Genomic DNA, 21,671 nt, shown 5'->3' on the forward strand with positions numbered 1-21,671 from the left:
ATGGTTACACAGCGTCCGGCCATGCGCGGGAATATCCAGGGCGTGCCGCGAGTTTCAGCGGAACGCACGCACCGACAGCCGACGACGCATTTGCGAAAAGAGGCGGGGTCGTGCAAACTATCGCCGCCCGACAGGGCCGACACATCAGTGTGATTCCCCGGAAGTTGAGACGTTTACGCATGGCCACGGATTACGACGCCCCCCGCAAGACCGAAGACGACAGCGAGTCGATCGAGGCGCTGAAGGAACGCGTTCCCGACAAGCTGTCCGGCTCGGTCGACGTGGAGGACGCGGACAACCCCTCGGGGTTCGAGCTGCCGGGTGCGGACCTTTCCGACCTGGAGCTGGACGTCGTCGTACTGCCCGCTCAGGAGGACGAATTCACCTGCGTCAGCTGCTTCCTGGTGAAGCACCGCTCGCAGCTGGATCACGAGGACGCGGCGGGGCCGATCTGCAAGGAGTGCGCGGCCTGAGTCCTGGCGCGGCGCAGAGCCGCGCTCAGCCGATCCGGCGTCCGGGTCGAGATGACCCACGTGGGCGTCGGATCCTCCGGATCCAGCACCGGCACGATCACGGCGCCGTCGATCCCGCCTCGGATGAGGTGCCACGACCGCGGGTGCAGACCTGCCCCGCGCGCGTGGCGCGCTTCGTCGCCGACGAGCGGCTCCGCCTCTCCCAGCAGCTGGACCGGGATGTGGGCGCGGCCGGCGATGAACATCCCGTCGCGGATCTGCACGAGCGGCGACGCGGCGATCAGCAGTCCGACGAAGGCGATCCCCACCACGATGCCCACCAGCAGGGCGAGCGTGGTGTCCAGGGGCGCGAACACGAGCGCGGCCATCGGCGCCACGACGGCCGCGCCGACGATCACCCACAGCGAGGGCGCGAGGCGTTCGCGGTACAAGACCGCGTCGGTACCGGGGCGGCTGCGCTCGATGCTCTTCATCACGTGTTCTGCATTACCCTCGTTGCGTGGCTGAAACCGTGGACGTCCTCATTATCGCGCCCGATGTCCCGGTGTACGCGCACCCGGGTGATGCGGGCGCCGACCTCGTCTCGGCCGAGGCGATCCGGCTCGAGCCGGGCCAGCGGGCGCTCGTCGGAACGGGAGTGCGCATCGCGCTGCCCGACGGGCACCTCGGATTCGTGGTTCCCCGCAGCGGGCTGGCGACCAAGCACGGCATCACCGTCGTCAACGCGCCGGGCACCGTCGATGCCGGGTATCGGGGCGAGATCAAGGTGACACTGCTGAACACCGACCGCGACCACGCCTACGAGATCGGCATCGGCGACCGGATCGCGCAACTCATCGTGCTGCCCGTGCCGCGGGCGAACTTCATCCCGGTGGACGAGCTGCCGGACAGCGTCCGCGGTGAAGGCGGATTCGGCTCTACGGGGTACCAGAAGGACGGAGTTCAGGCATGACCGACACCACGGGCGCGGACGCGTCGAGCAGTGCGGCCGCAGACGGCGGCTCCGCGGTCGGCGATCGGGCCACGACCGGCCCCTTCGATGAGACCGAAGCCAACCCGGTGCGCCCCTACATCGACCTGGGCGGCATCAAGATCCTGCCGCGCGAGGGGCTGAATCTGCGCCTCGAGGTGGAGGAGCAGACCAAGCGCATCGTGGCGGTCGGCCTGGACTACGCGGACTCGACGCTGCAGGTGCAGCCGTTCGCCGCTCCGCGCACGACAGGCCTGTGGGCGGAGACCCGCGACCAGATCCGCGCGCAGATCCGCCAGCAGGGCGGCCGTGTCGAAGAGCGCGAGGGGCCGCTGGGGCCGGAGCTGCTCGCCGAGGTCCCGGTCATCGCCGGCGCGGACGGCGCTGCGGGCAAGCGACTCGCCCGCTTCGTCGGCGTCGACGGGCCGCGCTGGTTCCTGCGCGGCGTGATCGGCGGCGCGGCCACAGGAGACGTCGAGGCCGCGGCACAGGTCGAGGATCTGTTCCGCTCGATCGTCGTCGTCCGCGGCGGCACCCCGATGCCCCCGCGCGACCTCATTCCGCTGAAGATGCCCGCGACCCCGGGCACCGCGTGACCGGGCCCGCGCCCGCCGAGCCCGACCCGCCGCAGAACGACTCGCCGAGACCGGAGCTCACCCCGCCGTCGGCATCGGAACTCGTCGGAGCGGCCCTCGGCAGTGCGGCCAAGCGCGCGGGCCTCGACCCGTCGTCGGGGCAGTCGACCGGTCACGTCGTCTGGCACGCGATGGGCGGCTGGCGAGGCATCCTGGAGTCGGTCCTGCCCGGGCTGATCTTCATCGTCGTCTATACGGTCACGATCGACCCGGCGACCGGCGATGGCGATCTCTGGCTGTCGCTGGGCCTCTCACTCGGGATCGCTGCGATCTTCACCATCGCGAGGCTGATCGCGCGCCAGCCGGTCAATGCCGCCCTCGGCGGTCTGATCGCCGCGGCCGTGGCTGCCGCGTTCGCCGCGTTCACCGGAGACGCCAGCAACAACTTCATCCCCGGCTTCATCACCAACATCGCCTACGGCTCGGCCTTCCTCGTCTCCGCACTGATCGGCTGGTCGCTGATCGGCCTGACCGTCGGATTCCTGATGGGGGAGGGCACGGCGTGGCGGCGCGACAGGCGCAAGCGGCGCGTCTTCTTCTGGCTCGCGATCGCCTGGGCGGCGTTGTTCGCCGCCCGCCTGATCGTGCAGCTGCCGCTGTACTTCGCAGGCGACGTCACCGCACTCGGAACGCTCAAACTCGTGATGGGCCTGCCGCTGTTCGCGCCGCTGGTCGCCGTCACCTGGCTCGCCGTCCGCGCGCTGTACCCGCCGCAGACGAAGGCCGCCGAGCCGCCGTCGGAGTGATACATTTATCTTGACATCAAGATAAATTCGGCCGCCGAAACGGTAAGGCTGACCTCACTAGCCACTGCGGCCGGTGACGGGGAAGATGGGGAGTGACGGGCGTGCAGCCCGCTCCGCCGCCGACGAAGGAGACACGCGTGTCCACGGTTGACAGCTTCGGTGCCAAGAGCACCCTGACGGTCGGCAGCACCGACTACGAGATCTTCCGCATCGACACGGTGCCCGGATACGAGAAGCTGCCGTTCAGCCTCAAGGTCCTGCTCGAGAACCTGCTTCGCACCGAAGACGGTGCGAACGTCACGAAGGCGCAGATCGAGGCGCTCGGATCGTGGGATGCCGCGGCCGAGCCGGACACCGAAATCCAGTTCACCCCCGCACGCGTCGTGATGCAGGACTTCACCGGAGTGCCGTGCATCGTCGACCTCGCCACGATGCGCGAGGCGGTCGCAGCCCTCGGCGGCGACGCGAAGAAGATCAACCCCCTCTCGCCCGCCGAGATGGTCATCGACCACTCCGTGATCGCCGACCTGTTCGGCACCGAGAACGCCCTCGAGCGCAACGTCGAGATCGAGTACGAGCGCAACGGCGAGCGGTACCAGTTCCTGCGTTGGGGCCAGACGGCGTTCGATGACTTCAAGGTCGTCCCGCCGGGAACCGGCATCGTCCACCAGGTCAACATCGAGCACCTCGCGAAGGTCATCTACGACCGCTCCGTCGGCGGAGTGCTTCGCGCCTACCCCGACACCTGCGTCGGCACCGACTCGCACACCACGATGGTCAACGGCCTGGGCGTCCTGGGCTGGGGTGTGGGCGGCATCGAGGCCGAGGCCGCGATGCTCGGCCAGCCGGTCTCGATGCTGATCCCGAAGGTCGTCGGCTTCAAGCTCTCCGGTGCGATCCCGACCGGCGTCACCGCGACCGATGTCGTGCTGACGATCACCGACATGCTGCGCAAGCACGGCGTGGTGGGCAAGTTCGTCGAGTTCTACGGAGAGGGCGTCGCGTCCGTCCCGCTCGCGAACCGTGCCACGATCGGCAACATGAGCCCGGAGTTCGGCTCCACCGCGGCCATGTTCCCGATCGACAGCGTCACGGTCGACTACCTGCGCCTCACCGGCCGTGACGAGCAGCAGCTCGCCCTGGTCGAGGCGTACGCGAAGGAGCAGAAGCTGTGGCACGACGCATCCGTCGAGCCGGTCTTCAGCGAGTACATGGAGCTCGACCTCTCCACGGTCGTCCCCTCGATCGCCGGTCCCAAGCGCCCGCAGGACCGCATCGAACTGTCCCGCTCGAAGGAGCAGTTCGAGGCCGACCTGATGAACTACGCCGATGTCGAGCACGACCTGGTCGACCTCGAGATCGCCGAGTCCTTCCCGGCATCCGATCCGCCGGCGAACACACCGGAGTCCGACTCGAGCGAGCACTTCCACGTCCACCACTCCCACCCGCCGCAGCGCGTGTCCAAGCCGACTCCCGTGACCCTCGCGGACGGCGCGGCGTTCACCCTGGACCACGGGGCCGTCACGATCGCGGCGATCACGTCGTGCACGAACACCTCCAACCCCTCGGTCATGCTGGCCGCCGGCCTGCTCGCCCGGAACGCGGTCAAGAAGGGTCTGAAGGCCAAGCCGTGGGTCAAGACCACCCTCGCGCCCGGCTCGAAGGTGGTCACCGACTACTACGAGAAGGCCGGTCTCACCCAGGACCTGGAGGACCTCGGCTTCTACACGGTCGGCTACGGCTGCACGACCTGCATCGGAAACTCCGGCCCCCTCATCGAGGAGGTCTCGGCTGCGATCAACGAGAACGATCTGGCCGTGACCGCGGTGCTCTCGGGAAACCGCAACTTCGAGGGGCGCATCAACCCCGACGTGAAGATGAACTACCTGGCCAGCCCGCCGCTGGTGATCGCCTACTCGCTCGCCGGCTCGATGAACTTCGATTTCGAGACGGACGCCCTCGGAAAGGACCGCGAGGGGAACGACGTCTTCCTCCGGGACATCTGGCCGGATGCTGCGGAGGTGCAGTCCACGATCGACTCGTCGATCAACAAGGAGATGTTCACGCACCAGTATGCGAGCGTCTTCGAGGGTGACGAGCGTTGGAAGACGCTCCCGACGCCGACCGGCGATGTGTTCGAGTGGGACGAGGACTCCACCTACGTGCGCAAGCCCCCGTACTTCGACGGCATGACGATGGAGCTCACTCCGGTGACCGACATCGTCGGGGCCCGCGTGATGGCGACGCTGCTGGACTCGGTCACCACCGATCACATCAGCCCGGCCGGCAACATCAAGGCGGACAGCCCCGCCGGCCAGTATCTCGCCGACCACGGCGTCGACCGCAAGGACTTCAACTCCTACGGCTCACGCCGCGGCAACCACGAGGTCATGATCCGCGGCACGTTCGCGAACATCCGGCTGAAGAACCAGCTGGTCCGCTCCGTCAACGACGGCGCCGAGGTCGAGGGCGGTTTGACCCGCGACTTCACGCAGGAGGGCGGCCCGCAGTCCTTCATCTACGACGCATCCATGAACTACCAGGAGCAGGGCGTGCCCCTCGTCATCTTCGGCGGCAAGGAGTACGGCTCCGGGTCATCGCGCGACTGGGCGGCCAAGGGCACCAGCCTGCTCGGCGTGAAGGCGGTCATCACCGAGAGCTTCGAGCGGATCCACCGCTCCAACCTGATCGGCATGGGCGTCGTCCCGCTGCAGTTCCCCACGGGCGAGAGCTGGGGTTCGCTCGGACTGGACGGCACCGAGATCGTCTCGATCAGCGGCCTCGAGGCGCTCAATGAGGGCGTGACGCCCAAGACGGTCCGGGTCACCGCCGAGCCGAGCGAGTTCTCCGCCGAGGGCAAGCAGACGGTGGAGTTCGACGCGATCGTGCGCATCGACACGCCGGGTGAGGCGGACTACTACCGCAACGGCGGCATTCTGCAGTACGTGCTGCGTTCCCTCGTCTGAGCGCATCGCCCGAGGGGTCGGGCCCGTGCCCGACCCCTCCGTCGTACCACCCACGGGTAGACTGGATCCGCTCGTCCGGGCCCGAGAAGGAGGCGGAATGTCGTTGCTGTCGTCCATTTCAGGACCGCGCGATCTCGACGCCCTGTCCCAGGAGCAACTGGTCGAACTGGCCGATGAGATCCGTGCATTCCTCATCGAGAACGTCTCGCGCACCGGCGGCCACCTCGGACCCAATCTGGGAGTGGTGGAGCTGACGCTGGCCATGCACCGGGTGTTCGACTCGCCGAACGACCCGATGATCTTCGACACCGGCCATCAGTCCTACGTCCACAAGCTGCTCACCGGCCGCCAGGACTTCTCGGGACTGCGTTCCCGAGGCGGGCTCGCCGGCTATCCGCAGCGCTCCGAGAGCCCGCACGACGTGGTGGAGTCCTCCCATGCGTCCAGTTCGCTGAGCTGGGCGGACGGCGTCTCGCGCGCGCTCACCCGCACGGGCCGCAAGGATCGTCACGTCGTCGCCGTGGTGGGCGACGGATCACTCACCGGCGGTATGACGTGGGAGGCGCTGAACAACATCTCCGACGACAACGACCGCAACCTGGTCATCATCGTCAACGACAACGGACGCTCGTACGCGCCCACGATCGGCGGCATGGCCCGCTACCTGAACCGGGTGCGCACCGCCGACGCGTACCGCAACCTCCACGAGGGCTCCGACACCCTCTTCCGCAGGCTCGGACCCGCCGCCCGCGCGCTGTACCGCGGCGTGCGCGGGGGCACGCACGGGTTCCTCTCCCGCTTCACCAACAACGCGGCGCTGTATTCCAACCTCGACATCAAATACCTCGGTCCGGTGGACGGCCACGACCTGCCGGTGCTGATCGAGACGCTGGAACTGGCCAAGGGCTTCGGCGCACCCGTGATCGTGCACGCGATCACGGAGAAGGGCCGCGGTTATCAGCCCGCCCTGGATGACGAAGCCGACCAGTTCCATGCGGTCGGCCGCATCGATCCGATCTCGGGTCACCCGGTCTCCAGTTCGACCTCTCTGGCGTGGACCGACGCCTTCGCGGCCGAACTGCTGGCGATCGGCGAGGCGCGCGAGGACATCATCGGCATCACCGCCGCCATGCTGCGCCCGACCGGCCTCCTGCCGTTCGCGCAGCGCTTCCCGGACCGCGTCTACGACGTCGGCATCGCCGAGCAGCACGCCGTGGCCTCGGCGGCGGGCCTCGCCTTCGGCGGCCTGCACCCGGTGGTGGCGATCTACGCGACGTTCATGAACCGGGCCTTCGATCAGGTCATGATGGATGTCGCCCTGCACCGCGCCGGCGTCACCTTCGTGCTCGATCGGGCAGGCGTCACCGGCCCCGATGGGCCGAGTCATCATGGCATCTGGGATCTGGCCATGCTCCAGCTCGTCCCGAACATCCGGATCGCGGTTCCGCGAGACGGGGAGCGTCTTCGGGAGGAGCTGCGCGAAGCGGTCGCCGTCGATGATGCGCCGACCGTGCTGCGATTCCCGAAAGGCGCGGTCTCGCCGGATCTCCCGGCGATCGAGCGCCTGCGCGACGGCGTGGACGTGCTGGTGCGCTCCGGCGCCTCGGACGTGCTGATCCTCGGGATCGGGCCGATGGCGCACATCGCGGTCGACGTGGCCGATCGACTGCGCGCACAGGGGATCGGGGCGACCGTCGTTGACCCTCGCTGGGTGGTGCCTGTGCAGCCGTCGATCGTCGAGCTCGCGGCATCCCACCGCCTCGTCATCACGATCGAGGACGGCATCCGCGTCGGGGGGATCGGCACGCGCGTGCGCCAGGTGCTGCGCGAGGCGGGCGTGGACACCGCCGTGGACGAGCTGGGCCTGCCGGACGCGTTCATCGACCATGCGACGCGCGAGCAGATCCTCGAAGACGCCGGACTGACGCCCGCCAAGATCGCGCAGGACATCGTCTCGCAGGTGCTGGGCACGCGAATCCCTGTGGCGCGCGGCGCCGCGAGCAGTGAGCTGCCGTCGATCACCGAATGGGCCGACGAGCGGCGCTCCTAGACGCTCCCGGGTCTACGAGAACAGGTGATCCCGCCGGCACAGGAGATTTCCTGCGAAATCGTCCTGCATCGGCGGGATCACCTGTTGCGGTCACGCGGGTCGAATCGCGTCAGCCGGCGATGCCCCGGATCAGCGGATCGTGGAACGTGCCGCCGAACACGCGCTCCGAGGCTCCCTCGCGATCGAGGTACGGCGAGGCGCCGCCGTCGATGAACGGCCATCCTGCGCCGAGGATGAGGCACAGGTCGATGTCCTCCACCTCGGGGACGACGCCCTGGTCCAGCATGAGCTGGATCTCATGGGCGAGTCCGTCCTGCACACGGCGGAGGATCTCCGCCTCCGTGGCGGCGTCCGTGCCGACGGCGCCCTTGAGCACCTTCTCGGCGGACTTGGTCCAGCCGGTGACCCGGCCCCCCTTGTCCTTCTCGACGACCTGGTCGAGTTCGGCCAGCTGGTGGAAGTTCTCGGACGCGTAGAAGCGGTCCGGGAACGCCGTTGCCATCGTGTCCTGCACGTGTGCGGCGACCTTCCATCCGACCAGATCGATCAGCTGGAACGGCGACATGGGCAGCCCGAGCGGAGCGAACGCCTTTTCGACGGTGAGCAGCGGAGTGCCCTCGTACACTGCGCGCGCAGCTTCACCCATCACCTTCGCCAGCAGCCGGTTGACGACGAATCCGGGCGCGTCCGCGGTGAGCACCGCGTTCTTGCCGAGACCGCGGGCGACCACGAAGGCGGTCGAGAGCGCGGCGTCCGTCGTCGAAGGCGTCTTCACGATCTCGATCAGCGGCATGACCGCCACCGGGTTGAAGAAGTGGAAGCCCACGAGGCGCTCGGGGTGCGCGAGCTTCGCGCCGATCTCCTCGACCGACAGCGAGGACGTGTTCGTGGCGAGGATGGCATCCTCCGCGATGAACTTCTCGATCTCGCCGAACACCTGCTGCTTGACGCCAACCTCTTCGAAGACGGCCTCGATGACGAAGTCGCAGTCGGCGTACGCGCTCTTGTCGGTGGTGCCATGGATGAGCGCACGCAGGCGGTTGGCCGCGTCCCCATCCAGGCGGCCCTTGGCCTCCAGCTTGCCGATCTCCTCGTGGATGTGCGCCACGCCCTTGTCCACGCGCGCCTGGTCGAGATCGGTGATCAGGACGGGCACCTGCAGCTTGCGCACGAACAGCAGCGCGAACTGGCTCGCCATGAGGCCCGCGCCGATGATCCCGACCTTCGTCACCTTGCGGGCGAGCGACTTGTCGGGGGCGCCGACGGGGCGCTTCGCGCGCTTCTGGACGAGATCGAAGGCGTACATGGATGCTGCGAACTGGTCGCCCGTGACGAGGTCGGCCAGCGCCTCGTCCTCACGCGCGAAGCCCTCGGCCTTCGTGCCGCCCTTCGCCTTGTCGAGCAGGTCCAGCGCCGCGTACGGCGACTTCGGGACGGTGCCGATGCGGCTTTCGAGCATGCCGCGGGCCATCTTGACGGCGATGGGCCACTTCGTGAGTCGCTCGATCTTGCCCGGCTCGTTCTTCCGGTCGACCTTCCTGCCGCCCAGGACCGCGTCCGCCCACGCCAGAGAGTTCTCCAGAAACGTCGAGGCCGGGAAGATCGCGTCGACGATGCCGTAGTCGAACGCCTGCTGGGGCCTGAGCATCCGGTTCTGCTTCAGCGGATTCGAGATGACGACCTCGAGCGCGTTCTCGATGCCGATGAGGTTCGGCAGCAGGTACGCGCCGCCCCACCCGGGGATCAGGCCGAGGAACACCTCCGGCAGGGCGATCGCGGCCGCCGAGGCATCGACCGTCCGGTACGTCGAGTTCAGCGCGATCTCGAGGCCGCCGCCGAGCGCCAGCCCGTTGACGAATGTGAACGACGGCACGCCCAGCTCGCCCAGCTTGCCCAGAACGTGGTGGCCGAACTGGGCCACCAGCTTCGCGTTCTGCTTCGAACCGACTTTGCTGATGTCGCTGAGGTCGGCGCCGGCGGCGAGGATGTACTGCTTTCCCGTGATGCCGACGGCCTGGATCTCGCCGGCGGCTGCGCGGGCCTTCAACGTGTCGAGCGTGGTGTTCAGCTCCTGGAGGGTCGCCGGTCCGAGCGTGTTCGGGCGGGTGTGATCGCGACCGTTGTCGAGCGTGACCAGTGCGAGCACTTTCCCGGATGCGAGGCGGACATCACGCACTGGGGAGTGCGTGACCACCTCGCCGAAGGTCTCGGCGAGGATGGGGGAGAAGTCGACCTGTTCGTAGTTCGTCATCGAGGAGTCCTACTTCTTTCCGTTGTAGTGCGGGTTCTCCCAGATGACCGAGCCGCCCTGGCCGAGGCCGACGCACATGGCGGTCAGACCGTAGCGGACGTCAGGGCGCTCGGCGAACTGCGCGGCGAGCTGGATCATCAGGCGCACACCGGATGCCGCCAGCGGGTGTCCGAGCGCGATCGCGCCGCCCCACTGGTTGACGCGTGGGTCGTCATCGGCGATGCCGAAGTGATCCAGCAGCGAGATGACCTGGATTGCGAAGGCCTCGTTGAGCTCGAACAGCCCGATGTCGGCGATCGTGAGACCGGCCTTGCGGAGCGCCTTCTCCGTCGAAGGGATCGGGCCGATCCCCATGATCTCGGGCTGCACGCCGGCGAAGGCGAACGAGACGAGCTTCATCTTCGGCGCGAGTCCGAACTCCTTGACCGCGCCCGAGCCGGCCAGCAGGCTGACCGTCGCGCCGTCCGTTAGCGGCGAGGAGGTGCCGGCCGTCACGCGCCCGTGCGGACGGAACGGCGTCTTGAGCGTCGCCAGACCCTCCATGGTGGTCTCAGGCCGGCGGCCCTCGTCTTCGGTCGCCAGGCCCCAGTCGCCGTCGGCGCCCTTGATGGCGACCGGCACCAGGTCGGGCTGGAAGCGCCCGGCGTCGTACGCCGCCTGCGCCTTGTGCTGGCTGAGCATGCCGTAGCGGTCGGCGCGCTCCTTCGTCAGCTCGGGGAAGCGGTCGTGGATGCGCTCCGCCGTCAGCCCCATGTTCAGGGCGTCTGCGCTGACGAGCTTCTCCGAGACGAACCGGGGGTTCGGGTCGACGTTGCTGCCGTCCAGCGGGTGGCGGCCCATGTGCTCCACCCCGCCGGCGAGCGCGAGGTCGTACATGCCGATGCCGATGGCGCTCGCCATGGTGGTGACGCTGGTCATCGCCCCCGCGCACATGCGGTCGATCGCGAAGCCCGGGACGGTCTGCGGCAGCCCGGACAGGAGGGCGACGGAGCGCCCGAGGGTCAGCCCCTGATCGCCGGTCTGCGATGTCGCCGCAAGTGCGTAGTCATCGATCCGGTCGGCGGGCACCTTCGGGTTCCGCTCCATGAGACCGATCGTCGCCTTGACCGCGAGGTCATCGGATCGGGTGTTCCAGTACTGGCCTTTTTCGCCGGCGCGCCCGAACGGGGTGCGCATGCCATCGACGAAGAAGACGTCCGAATGCTCGGCCACTCTGCCTCCAAGGTTGGGTATGAGCCCAGCCTAGGAGCGGGCTCGGAGGCCCGAGAATCGCTTAGGTCGAACCTACGAAGCAGTGTCGGGCGCGTCGTCCTCGCTTTGCACGGAATGCACAAAGGCATTGGCGATCAGCTGTGCAGTTTGCGCAATCTGCCAGTCGCGCGCTCCGAGTTCCGCCAGCGCCGAGCCGATCGTCTCGGCCGTGGCCGGCTGCGGAGGCGTCCAGGCGACCCGGCGAAGCAGCTCGGGAGTGAGGAGGTTCTCCGTCGGCATCGTCAGCTCCTGCGCGCGCGCCTCCACCAGCGGTCGCGCGGCCTTGAGCCGTGCATCGGCCTCCGGGTTGCGGTCCGGCCACGCGCGGGCCGGCGGGATCGAGTCGCCGCCGGGCGCACGTTCCAGGGGGAGCTCGGTCGCCGCGCGTCCGGCCTCGAACGCGGCCCACCAGCGATCAAGCTGGCTCCTGCTGGCCCGCCCGTTGAACTCCTTGACAGCGGCGAGCTCCTGCTTGCTCTTGGGATCGGCCAGCACCGCAGCGACCAGGGCACGATCGGGAACGAGCCGCCCCGGCGAGACGTCCTCGGCGCGTGCGAAGTCCTCGCGCGCCGTCCACAGCGCGCGGGCGATCGCCAGCGACTTCCGGCCGCGGACGGTGTGCAGGCCGCTGAGGCGCCGCCACGGCTCCTCGCGCGCCGGCTTGGGCTGACGCTCCAGGACGGCGCGGAACTCCTCGTCCGCGAACTCGGTCTTGCCCTGCGCGATGAGTTCGGCGGCGAGCACGTCGCGGACTTCGACGAGGTATTCGACATCCAGCGCGGCGTACTCGAGCCAGGACTGCGGCAGCGGACGGGTCGACCAGTCCGATGCCGAATGCGCCTTGGCGAGGGTGACGCCCAGCGTGTCCTCGACGACGGCGCCCAGCCCCACGCGCTCGTGCCCGAGCAGGCGCGCCGCCAGCTCGGTGTCGAACATGCTCGTCGGCTCGAGCCCGAGTTCACGCAGCGACGGAAGGTCCTGGCTGGCGGCGTGGAGCACCCACTCCTCGCCGCCGATCGCCTCCTGCAGGGACGCGAAGTCGCCGACGGCGGGCGGGTCGAACAGGAACACGCCGGACTCGCGACGGGAGATCTGAATCAGGTACGCGCGCTGCGAGTATCGGAAGCCCGACGCGCGCTCGACGTCGACGGCGATCGGTCCGGTGCCGGCGACGAGCAGGTCGACGGCGTGGGCGAGCCCGGCGGCATCCGTGATGACCAGATACTCCTGGAGCGGGGCGGGAGAAGACTCGGGAGAAGTGGACTCAACCACGTGCTGACCTGCGTGAACCGAACACCGCTATCTCCTCTGAGCCGGGTGGCAGCCCGGCGAGCATGCACACCAACTCAGCCCAGGCTTGCACATGCGCACCGATCGCGCCTGCCGGAGACCAGGAGGCGCGCAGTTCGATCTGGGCGCCGTCGCCCTCGGCGGCGAGCGATCCGAATCCTTTGGAGAGGGTCTTGGTGGCAGTGCCGGATGCCGCGTGGTAGCCGGCACGGCGGGAATCGAGGGCATCGACCAGCCACGACCAGGCCACGTCGGCCAGGAGCGGGTCCACGCCGATGTCCGGCTCCAGCGGGGCTTGGGCGAAGCAGACGATCCGCCAGGCTCCGCCCCAGGAGTCCGGTTCGTCGGCGTCGTGCAGGAGAATGAACCGTCCGGTGCCGAACGGGGAGTCGACGCCCTCGAACTCGGGTCGCACGTCACCCGCGAGCGCGATCGATTCCGGAGCGAGACCCGCCGGCGCGGGGATCTCCCGCACCGAGAGGTCGGCTCGGAACCCGGCCGCTCGGATGTCCGCCGCTGCGCGGTCGAACGACGGCGGCGAAGTCGGGGGACGAAGGTCAGCCACGCGGAAAGACTAGAGTGGGGCCTCGATGGTCCTCTCCAGGCGCGCCGCGATGGGCAGCGCATCTCCCGCTCTGGTCACCGGTATCCGAACCGCGCTCGTCATGCTCGGCACGGGCCTGACGCTGGCGACCTCGGCGATGGCATTCGTGTCGGTCCGGATGGCTCGGCGCGTGGTCACGCCCGCGGCCCGGGTCGCCGATACGCGCATCCTCTCGTTGGACACCGCGGCGCAGACCATCACGCTCGAGAGCACTCCCGACACCCGCCTCCCCGGCCGATACGGCCTGTTCACCAGCGGCTCGGAGAGCTACCTCAAGCTCGGCTCGGTCCTGGCCGAGGACGCCACGAGTGTGAAGCGCAAGCTGCTCACCGAGGTCGACGGCAACGCGCGGCTGGCCCCCGAGGCGGCCTTCAGCGGGTGGTACTTCGATCGTCCCGAGCAGCTGCATCTTCCGTTCACCTCGGAACTGATCGGCTCCAGTGTCGGGCCTTGCCCGGCGTGGCTGTTCCCAGCCGAGGGGAGCGACGTGTGGGTCATCCAGGTCCACGGCCGAGGTACGACCCGGGCCGAGACGCTGCGGGCGGTCCCGGTCTTCCACGGGCTCGGCATCACGAGCCTGGTGGTGTCGTACCGCAACGACGGCGAGGCACCGCGCAGCAGAAGCGGCACGTACGCGCTGGGCGCCACCGAATGGCGCGACGTCGACGCCGCGGTCGGATTCGCGCGGCGCCGCGGAGCCGGGCGCGTGATCCTGATGGGCTGGTCGATGGGCGGGGCGATCGCGCTGCAACTGGAGCTCACCTCGGCGCACCGTGATGCGATCGTGGGGCTGGTGCTGGAGTCGCCGGTCGTGGATTGGCGCATCGTGCTGGCCTATCAGGCCAAGCTGCTGCACCTGCCTGCGCCCGTCACCGGGCTTGCGATCGGCGCGCTGCAGTCCGAATGGGCCACCCCGGTCACCGGAGCGGGAGCGGCGATCCCCTTCGACAGGCTCGACGTCGTCGCCAGGGCGGCGGAGCTGCGGCATCCTATCCTCATCCTGCACAGCGACGACGACGGATTCGTGCCGTCCGACGCGTCGCACGATCTGGTCGTGGCGCGCCCCGACCTCGTCGAGCTGCAGGTGTTCGACGTCGCACGTCACACGAAGCTCTGGAACTACGACCAGGAGCGCTGGAGCCAGAGCATCCGACAGTGGGTGCTGCAGAATGTGCTGCCCTCGCCAGAGGCGGCTGACGCCGACTGATCAGCGCTTCGCGCGCACCTGCCGCTTGGCTCGGCCGAGCATGCCCGTCATGCCCGCGATCCGCAGCGGGGACACGGCGCGGGTGAGGCCGATGCTCTGCGGGTAGTCGTCCGGGATCGCCAAGACCTCGTCGGCGGTCAGGCCGCTCAGGCCCTGCACCAGGATGCTGGCGAACCCACGGGTCGTGGGCGCTTCCTTCGGCGCGGTCGCGTGCATCGCGACGATGCCCTCGGCATCCACGTCGACGACGATGTAGACCGGCGACTGGCACTCCACCACACGTTCGCACAGTTCGGGATGCCCGTCGTACGCCGCCGGAATGGCCGGCAGTTCGTTGGAGAACTCCAGCAGCAGCTGGAGTCGCTCGGGCTCCGACAGCTCGAGGAACTCGTCGCGGATCTCGGCCAGCGTCGCGGGAAGGGTGTCGTCGGTCATCACTGCAATCCTCCCACGCCACGATGTCCCCGGATCAGGCGGGCACGTCTCCTGGCTCGGCACCGGTCACGATCGGGACGCGCACCGCGCTGCCCCACTCTGTCCACGAGCCGTCATAGTTGCGCACGTTCGAGAAGCCCAGCAGGTGCTGCAGGACGAACCAGGTGTGGCTGGAGCGTTCGCCGATCCGGCAGTACGCGACGATGTCGTCGCCGTCCTTCAGTCCCACCTCGTCGCGGTAGATGGCTTCGAGCTCGGCGCGCGGCTTGAATCCGCCGTCCTCCGCAACGGCCTTGGCCCAGGGCACGTTCGACGCGGTGGGAATGTGCCCTGCGCGCAGCGCGCCCTCTTCGGGATACGCGGGCGCGGTGGTGCGCGAGCCGTTGTACTCCTCGGGGGAGCGGACATCGATCAGCGGCTTGCCCAGATGTGCGAGGACGTCCTCCTTGTACGCGCGCAGCGTGCTGTCGTCGCGCTCGATCACCGGGTAGGCCGAAGCGGGGCGGTTCGAGGCATCCGTCGTCAGGGGACGCCCCTCGGCGATCCACTTGTCCCGGCCGCCATCGAGCAGACGCACGTCCTCGTGGCCGAACAGCGAGAACACCCATAGCGCGTAGGCGGCCCACCAGTTGTTCTTGTCGCCGTAGATGATGACCGTGTCATCGCGCGAGATGCCTTTGGCACTCAGCAGTGCGGCGAAGCCCGCACCGTCGACGTAGTCGCGGACCACGGGGTCGTTCAGCTCGGTGTGCCAGTCGACTTTCACGGCACCCGGGATGTGGCCGGTCTCGTACAGCAGCACGTCCTCGTCTGATTCGACGACGACCAGGCCGGGGGAACCGAGGTGCGTCTGCAGCCATTCGCCGGTGACGAGTCGACCGGGCTGGGCGTAGTCGGCGAACTTGGAAGATGACGTGTCGTTGTCGACGGGCACCGGATGCTCCTCGGGTCGGGGCGGACTGTGGACGGGCGTAGGGTTGAACCCGTCTCCCCGACCCTAGATTCCCGCGTGGGGACGCGCATCCATTCCGTAAGACGCCGACACAGGATCGAACGCATGACATCGACTGCGACCCGCACGGGAATCGTCCACCTGAGCGAGCGCACCCCGCAGATCTCCGGTGCGGACATTGTCGCCTCGCTCGTTCCGCCCCCGCAGTTCGCCGACGCGACGTTCGAGTCGTATCGGGCGGATGCCGCGTACCCGTCGCAGCAGGAGGCGAAGGACACGCTCATGGCGTTCTGCGGCGTCGGTGCGCCGGCAGCACGCGGCGGGCTGTTCCGGCGAGCGAAGAAGGCCCCGGAGATGAAGCCGGGCGTGTACCTCGACGGCGGCTTCGGCGTCGGCAAGACCCACCTGCTCGCCTCCGTCTACCACGCGCTCCCGGCCCGGCGGAAGTACTTCGGCTCGTTCATCGAGTACACCGCCCTCGTGGGCGCCCTCGGCTACCAGAACACCGTCGCACTGTTCCGTGGCGCGGATCTGCTGTGCATCGACGAGTTCGAGCTCGACGATCCGGGCGACACCATGGTGATGACCAGGCTGTTGGGGGAGCTGGTGGCATCCGGCACCCGGTTGGCGGCGACCTCCAACACGCCTCCGAATGCCCTCGGCGAGGGCCGTTTCGCGGCCCAGGACTTCCTCCGCGAGATCCACGCGATGTCCGCGAGCTTCCAGACCCTGCGCATCGACGGCACCGACTACCGGCATCGTGCGCTGGACGGTCACGCGGCAGTGCTGGCGCCCGCCGAGTACGAGCGGACGGTGACGGATGCCGCGACCACGGGTCTCGTCTCGGACGACGACTTCAGTACCCTCGTCACCCACCTCGCGAGCGTGCACCCGTCGCGATACATCCGGCTGATCGAAGGCCTCTCGCTCGTCGGGCTCCGCGACGTCGCCCCGTTGACCGATCAGTCCGCCGCACTGCGGTTCGTCGCCTTCATCGACCGGGTGTACGACGCGCAGCTGCCGATCCGAGCGACGGGCGCCACCCTGGACCTGGTCTTCCCCGAGGAGATGCTCGCCGGCGGATATCGCAAGAAGTATCTGAGGGCGATCTCGCGGCTGGTCGCGTCGACTCTCGACTGATCGACATCCGACTCGCGGCTGAATCAGGTCTGCGCGAAACCTGATGTTTACCTGCCGGCGCGGTCCGTAACATCCGCGAAACGCAGGATGCAGGCCGGTGGAAACCCACTGTGGCGACACTGGGACCACCCGACGCTACACCTGCGTCCCTGCAGAGAGGTTTCTCCCGAGATGGATCAAGGCAACACCGCATTCATCCTGATAGCCGCGGCGCTCGTGCTGCTGATGACCCCCGGACTCGCGTTCTTCTACGGCGGACTCGTGAAGGCCAAGAGCGTCATCAGCATGATGATGCTCAGCTTCGGCGCCATGGGTCTCATCGGCGTGCTGTGGGTTCTCTACGGCTACGCGATCGCTTTCCCCTCGTCTGATGGCGTCGTCTTCCCATGGGCGATCGACTGGTCGGCACTGGGGCTCCAGAGCCTGCTCGAGACGCCCGAGGGCGCGGCCTACCCGCCGCTGGCCTTCGTCGCCTTCCAGGCCACCTTCGCGATCATCACGGTCGCACTCGTGTCCGGCGCCATCGCCGACCGCGCCAAGTTCGGCTCGTGGATGATCTTCGCCGGCATCTGGGCGACGATCGTCTACTTCCCGGTCGCCAGCTGGGTCTTCAACTTCGGCCTGGCCGAGGACGGCAGCTTCGCCTACGGCGGCTGGATCACCTACGGCATGCAGGAGTTCTTCGGCGTGGGTGCGATCGACTTCGCCGGTGGCACGGCCGTGCACATCAACGCCGGTGCGGCAGCGCTCGCCCTGGCTCTGGTGCTCGGCCGTCGCGTGGGCTTCCAGAAGGGCGTCCACGTCCCTCACAACCCGCCGTTCGTGCTCCTCGGTGCCGGTCTGCTGTGGTTCGGCTGGTTCGGCTTCAACGCCGGGTCGGAGCTCGCGGCCGACAACACCGCGGCCATCGCCTTCGTCAACACGATCGCCGCTCCCGCCGCGGCGCTGCTCGCCTGGCTGGTCGTCGAGAAGATCAAGGACGGCAAGCCCACCTCGGTCGGCGCCGCGTCCGGTGCCGTCGCGGGTCTTGTCGCGATCACCCCGGCCTGTGGTTCGCTGACCCCGTTCTGGGCCATCGTGCTCGGCATCATCGCCGGCGCGGTCTGCGCCCTGGCGATCGAGCTGAAGTTCAAGCTCGGCTTCGACGACTCGCTGGACGTCGTGGGCATCCACCTCGTCGGCGGTCTGATCGGAACCCTGTACCTCGGGTTCCTGGCCAACGGCACCGGCCTGTTCTTCTCGGGCGACGGCACGCAGCTGCTCGTCCAGGCGATCGCCGCCGTCTCGGTCCTGGTCTACTCCTTCGTGCTGGCCTACGTCATCGGCTTCGCGATCGAGAAGACGATCGGCTTCCGCGTGAAGAACGAAGACGAGATCGCCGGCATCGACACCGTCGTGCACGGCGAAGAGGGCTACGTCCTCGCCGACGTCAAGGCCTGATCTCAGCAATCGGTCCTCGGAAGGGGCGTCGCGACTTCGGTCGCGGCGCCCCTTCCGCGCTGCATGGCGGGCCCGTTCGCTAGGGTCGCTGATGTGACCCGAACATCCGGATTCCTGGGCGCGATCGCGCGACTGTTCTCCAGTGGCGCCGGCGCGAGCACCGCCGCAACTGTCGCGCCCGCACGCCCGCCGTCCGATCAGACGGCTCCGGCGCGGGGCGGCGACACCGCGACGGTGGAGATCGCTCCACCGCGACGCGACGGCCTGCGGCTCTCGTACGCGCCGCATCCGGACGGCGATCCGGACGCCGGCGAGATCGTCTGGACGTGGGTCCCCTACGCGGAGAACGACGGACGCGGCAAGGACCGGCCGGTGCTCGTCGTCGGCCGGCAGGATGACTCCCGGGTGTTCGCGGTCCGGCTGACCAGCAAGGCGCACGACGGACAGCGCGACTTCCTCGCGATCGGGAGCGGGCCGTGGGACGCGCAAGGGCGACCCTCCTGGGTCGACATCGAACAGGTGTACAGCGTGCATGCCAAGGGCATGCGGCGCGAGGCGTCCGCTCTGGATCCGGACCGATTCGTACGCGTCGCGGACGCGCTGCATCGGCGGTACGGCTGGGCCGTCGGGAACTGACGCGTCCGCGCCTGCGGCGGCCGGATCGCAGGGCCAGACCCCCCGACCCGGCCGCCCGTACCGGTCAGCCGACGGCGTTGAGCACGCCCGAGATCAGCAGTGCGACCAGGGTGGTCCAGCCGATGATCGCGACAGCCTGCCATACCAGGATGCGAGCCCTGCCGATGCCCGCGGCGGCCAGCATCGTCGCGGTGAACTGGGTGGGAAGCAGGAGCGGGCCGAGCAGGCTGACCCCGGGGACTCCATACCGCTCGAAGGCGCGCTGGAACTTCTGCGAACGCGGTGAGGCGGCAGCATCCGGCGCACCCGCGAGCCGGTCGGCGGCCGGTCCCTCACCCGATTCCATGGACGGCCCGCCAGTTGCCGGCACCGCGGAGCGCTGACGCGTCCGCGAGACCACCGCCGTGCGCGCCCGCGAGCTGAGCAGCACGAGGACCGCGACGCAGAGGAAGTTTCCGGCCATCGCCGCGCCGGCAGCCACGATCGGGTTGATGCCGCCGATGATGCCGATGGCCACCGCACCCTCCCCCTCGATGAAGGGCACCGCGCCGGCGAGCGCGACGATCAACGGCTGCACCAGCTCCGGCACCTGTGCGACGACGCTCTGGAACCATTCGACGGGGGTCATGTCTTCCTCCTGGGGATCAGCGACGGCCACCGGATGTGGGAGCCGCTCGCGATGCATCCAGTTCATCGGCCGGCATCCCGCACCGGAAGTGTCCGGTGTCATCGCGGTGCGGGCGGTTCGCACGTCCGAAAGGTGACAATTGTCACCGCCATATGGTGGACGGGTGACTCCTCGTGCTCCCGATCCTGCCGGGCAGGACTCTGCCGCCAGGCGGGGGACTCGTCGTCTCGATCGGGGGGTCTCGGCGACCTGGTGGTACACGGTGACGGCCATCCTCTTCTTCGAGGTGGTCATCGTCGGGCTGTGGGCCGCCGCTCTCCTCGAGGTCGACCGTCGCGATGCGACCCTCGCCGTCGTCACGGTCGGCGGGCTCGTGTGGTCGGCCTCAACCGTGCCCCTCCTCCTGGACTACCGGCATCGGGTCGAGGGAACCGCCGCGCTGGCCCACTGGCGGCGACTGATCGCGCCGCTCCTGGTCGCCGTCGCGTACGGCGTCGCAGCGGGGGTGGTCACCGGGGTCTGGGTCATCGCGGTCCTGCCGGTGCTCCAGTCGCTCGTGCTGCTGAACTGGCAGCCGGGGGTGCGACTGCGGATCGTCCTGGCGGTCACCGTGGTGCTGGGCCTGCTCGCTTTCATCGACGGGCGCATGGGCGCGATCGCCTTGAGCATCGATCCGGATGCGCCGAACTGGTGGTTCCCGGCGGCGTACACCGCACTGTTGCCGGCGATGACCGTCGTCTCGCTCTGGTGGTGGGATGTGCTGCTGACCCTGGACCGTGCGCGTGCTTCGGAGGCGCGTCTGGCCGCCACCCAGGAGCGTCTGCGCGTGGCCACCGACGTCCACGACCTGCAGGGCCATCATCTCCAGGTGATCGCCCTGCAGCTCGAGCTCGCCGAACGTCTGATGGAACGGGATCCACCGGCCGCACTGGAGCAGCTGCGGGCGAGCCGGATCAGTGTCGACGAGGCGCGGCAGGGCACCCGGGACCTGGTGCTGCGCTTCCGCTCGGTGCCGCTCGGTGACGAGCTGGCCAACGCCGTGGATCTGCTGCGGGCGGCCGGGACGTCGGCCGAATTGACCGTGGATCCGGATGCCGCGAAGGCACCGGCATCCGTTCTCGGTCCGGTCATCCGAGAGACGACCACGAACGTGCTGCGACACGGCGCGGGCACCTGGGCCCGTCTGTCCCTGACCCGCACGGCGGAAGGGTGGCGGTATGCGATCTCCAACGACGCCGGCGGCGAGCATCCCGCAGACCAGGGCGGCTCGGGACTGGACGGCCTCCGCCGTCGCGCCGCCGATGCCGGTGGAGTGCTGGACGTGCGTTCGGACAAGCAGGAGTTCACCGTCGTTATGACGATTCCGCTGGGACCGGAGGACGCGCCGTGATCCGGGTGCTGATCGCCGACGACGAGGTGATGATCCGCTCGGCGCTGGCCGCGCTCCTCGCGATGGAGGAGGACATCGAGGTCGTCGCGGAATGCACAGACGGCGAGGCGGCTGTCGCAGAGGCCCTGCGCGTCAAGCCGGATGTCTGCCTGCTCGACCTCGAGATGCCGGGCTTGGACGGCGTCGAAGTCGCCGAGCGACTGCGAAGGGTGCTCCCCACCCGATGCGTCGTCGTGACACGCCATGCGCGCCCAGGAGTGCTGCGGAGGGCGCTCGCGTCAGGAGTCGCGGGGTTCCTGCCGAAATCCCGCGGCGCCGACGAGGTGGCCGCCGTGATCCGTCGCGTGGCCTCCGGCGCCCGGTACGTCGACCCGGAGGTGGCAGCCGATGCGCTCAGTGACCGGCGCAGCCCGCTGACGGATCGCGAACTGGATGTTCTGCGCGCGGGCCGCCGGGGGGAGACGACCGGCCAGATCGCGCGGACCCTCTCGCTCGCGCCGGGAACGGTGCGAAATCACGTCTCGGCGATCCTCGCGAAACTCGCCGTCCGCACGCGCCAGCAGGCGACCCTGATGGCCGAGGAACAGGGCTGGCTTTGACGCTGAGG

The 21,671-nt window shown here is 68.8% G+C and carries 20 protein-coding genes; 12 read left to right on the forward strand and 8 right to left on the reverse strand.

Annotated elements, in window-relative coordinates; translation table 11 throughout:
• The first annotated feature begins 179 nt into the window (after positions 1-179).
• Complete coding sequence (locus BLT19_RS12495) at positions 180-473, forward strand: DUF4193 domain-containing protein (protein WP_091490790.1); 294 nt, start codon at positions 180-182, stop codon at positions 471-473.
• On the opposite strand, the gene BLT19_RS12500 is transcribed toward BLT19_RS12495, so the two are convergent.
• Positions 428-946, reverse strand: coding sequence for a DUF3093 domain-containing protein (locus tag BLT19_RS12500; RefSeq protein WP_091490792.1), 519 nt, complete (start codon positions 944-946; stop codon positions 428-430). The two genes, BLT19_RS12495 and BLT19_RS12500, sit on opposite strands and share 46 nt — an antisense overlap.
• 26 nt (positions 947-972) lie before the next feature.
• Between BLT19_RS12500 and dut the strand changes: the two genes are divergently transcribed.
• The 5 genes from dut to dxs all read left to right on the forward strand — a co-directional run bounded on the left by dut (position 973) and on the right by dxs (position 7,840).
• Positions 973-1,425: a dUTP diphosphatase gene (gene dut / locus BLT19_RS12505; RefSeq protein ID WP_172825629.1), complete on the forward strand. Its 453-nt coding sequence runs from the start codon at positions 973-975 to the stop codon at positions 1,423-1,425.
• A complete protein-coding gene (locus BLT19_RS12510; RefSeq protein ID WP_091490796.1) occupies positions 1,422-2,039 on the forward strand; it encodes a DUF3710 domain-containing protein in 618 nt (205 codons plus the stop codon). The genes dut and BLT19_RS12510 overlap by 4 nt, the downstream gene beginning before the upstream one ends.
• Complete coding sequence (locus tag BLT19_RS12515; RefSeq protein WP_091490798.1) at positions 2,036-2,824, forward strand: DUF3159 domain-containing protein; 789 nt, start codon at positions 2,036-2,038, stop codon at positions 2,822-2,824. Before BLT19_RS12510 ends, BLT19_RS12515 begins: the two co-directional genes overlap by 4 nt.
• Positions 2,825-2,961: 137 nt before the next feature.
• Complete coding sequence (gene acnA / locus BLT19_RS12520; protein ID WP_091490800.1) at positions 2,962-5,790, forward strand: aconitate hydratase AcnA; 2,829 nt, start codon at positions 2,962-2,964, stop codon at positions 5,788-5,790.
• Between the two features lie 97 nt (positions 5,791-5,887).
• Positions 5,888-7,840 carry a 1-deoxy-D-xylulose-5-phosphate synthase gene (gene dxs, locus BLT19_RS12525; RefSeq protein ID WP_091490802.1) on the forward strand — a complete coding sequence of 651 codons (1,953 nt, stop codon included), beginning with the start codon at positions 5,888-5,890 and terminating at the stop codon, positions 7,838-7,840.
• 109 nt (positions 7,841-7,949) lie between these two features.
• Here the strand turns inward: dxs and BLT19_RS12530 are convergent, their stop codons facing one another.
• The 4 genes from BLT19_RS12530 to BLT19_RS12545 form a co-directional block, all read right to left on the reverse strand.
• Positions 7,950-10,091 (reverse strand): 3-hydroxyacyl-CoA dehydrogenase NAD-binding domain-containing protein, encoded by a 2,142-nt coding sequence (locus BLT19_RS12530; protein WP_091490805.1) that lies wholly within the window; start codon positions 10,089-10,091, stop codon positions 7,950-7,952.
• 9 nt (positions 10,092-10,100) lie between these two features.
• Entirely contained in the window at positions 10,101-11,303 is a 1,203-nt protein-coding gene (locus tag BLT19_RS12535) for a thiolase family protein (protein WP_091490807.1), read from the reverse strand.
• A gap of 72 nt (positions 11,304-11,375) precedes the next feature.
• Complete coding sequence (locus BLT19_RS12540; RefSeq protein ID WP_407939792.1) at positions 11,376-12,614, reverse strand: ribonuclease D; 1,239 nt, start codon at positions 12,612-12,614, stop codon at positions 11,376-11,378.
• Positions 12,607-13,197 carry a DUF3000 domain-containing protein gene (locus tag BLT19_RS12545; protein WP_091490809.1) on the reverse strand — a complete coding sequence of 197 codons (591 nt, stop codon included), beginning with the start codon at positions 13,195-13,197 and terminating at the stop codon, positions 12,607-12,609. The genes BLT19_RS12540 and BLT19_RS12545 overlap by 8 nt, the downstream gene beginning before the upstream one ends.
• Before the next feature lie 25 nt (positions 13,198-13,222).
• Between BLT19_RS12545 and BLT19_RS12550 the strand changes: the two genes are divergently transcribed.
• A complete protein-coding gene (locus BLT19_RS12550) occupies positions 13,223-14,443 on the forward strand; it encodes an alpha/beta hydrolase family protein (protein WP_091490811.1) in 1,221 nt (406 codons plus the stop codon).
• On the opposite strand, the gene BLT19_RS12555 is transcribed toward BLT19_RS12550, so the two are convergent.
• Both BLT19_RS12555 and BLT19_RS12560 read right to left on the reverse strand, forming a co-directional pair.
• The gene (locus tag BLT19_RS12555) at positions 14,444-14,878 is read right to left on the reverse strand and encodes a SufE family protein (protein WP_091490813.1); all 435 of its coding nucleotides are present in this window, start codon (positions 14,876-14,878) and stop codon (positions 14,444-14,446) included. It abuts the gene before it with no gap.
• 34 nt (positions 14,879-14,912) lie between these two features.
• On the reverse strand, positions 14,913-15,812 hold the full coding sequence (locus BLT19_RS12560; protein ID WP_091490816.1) for a sulfurtransferase: 900 nt from the start codon (positions 15,810-15,812) through the stop codon (positions 14,913-14,915).
• Between the two features lie 123 nt (positions 15,813-15,935).
• Here BLT19_RS12560 and zapE point away from each other — a divergent pair, with 123 nt between their 5' ends.
• The 3 genes from zapE to BLT19_RS12575 all read left to right on the forward strand — a co-directional run bounded on the left by zapE (position 15,936) and on the right by BLT19_RS12575 (position 19,046).
• Entirely contained in the window at positions 15,936-16,970 is a 1,035-nt protein-coding gene (gene zapE, locus BLT19_RS12565; protein WP_091490819.1) for a cell division protein ZapE, read from the forward strand.
• Between the two features lie 171 nt (positions 16,971-17,141).
• On the forward strand, positions 17,142-18,410 hold the full coding sequence (locus tag BLT19_RS12570; RefSeq protein ID WP_091490821.1) for an ammonium transporter: 1,269 nt from the start codon (positions 17,142-17,144) through the stop codon (positions 18,408-18,410).
• Between the two features lie 93 nt (positions 18,411-18,503).
• Positions 18,504-19,046, forward strand: coding sequence for a type II toxin-antitoxin system PemK/MazF family toxin (locus BLT19_RS12575; protein WP_231917648.1), 543 nt, complete (start codon positions 18,504-18,506; stop codon positions 19,044-19,046).
• A 64-nt stretch (positions 19,047-19,110) separates the two neighbouring features.
• On the opposite strand, the gene BLT19_RS12580 is transcribed toward BLT19_RS12575, so the two are convergent.
• Positions 19,111-19,674 carry a small multidrug efflux protein gene (locus BLT19_RS12580; RefSeq protein ID WP_091493968.1) on the reverse strand — a complete coding sequence of 188 codons (564 nt, stop codon included), beginning with the start codon at positions 19,672-19,674 and terminating at the stop codon, positions 19,111-19,113.
• Positions 19,675-19,837: 163 nt separating this feature from the next.
• Between BLT19_RS12580 and BLT19_RS12585 the strand changes: the two genes are divergently transcribed.
• Together BLT19_RS12585 and BLT19_RS12590 are read left to right on the forward strand one after the other, a co-directional pair.
• Positions 19,838-21,064: a sensor histidine kinase gene (locus tag BLT19_RS12585; protein ID WP_091490826.1), complete on the forward strand. Its 1,227-nt coding sequence runs from the start codon at positions 19,838-19,840 to the stop codon at positions 21,062-21,064.
• Complete coding sequence (locus tag BLT19_RS12590; protein ID WP_091490829.1) at positions 21,061-21,663, forward strand: response regulator transcription factor; 603 nt, start codon at positions 21,061-21,063, stop codon at positions 21,661-21,663. Before BLT19_RS12585 ends, BLT19_RS12590 begins: the two co-directional genes overlap by 4 nt.
• Positions 21,664-21,671 lie beyond the last annotated feature (8 nt).

Origin of the sequence: Microbacterium pygmaeum (assembly GCF_900100885.1) — a bacterium.
GTDB classification, from domain to species: domain Bacteria; phylum Actinomycetota; class Actinomycetes; order Actinomycetales; family Microbacteriaceae; genus Microbacterium; species Microbacterium pygmaeum.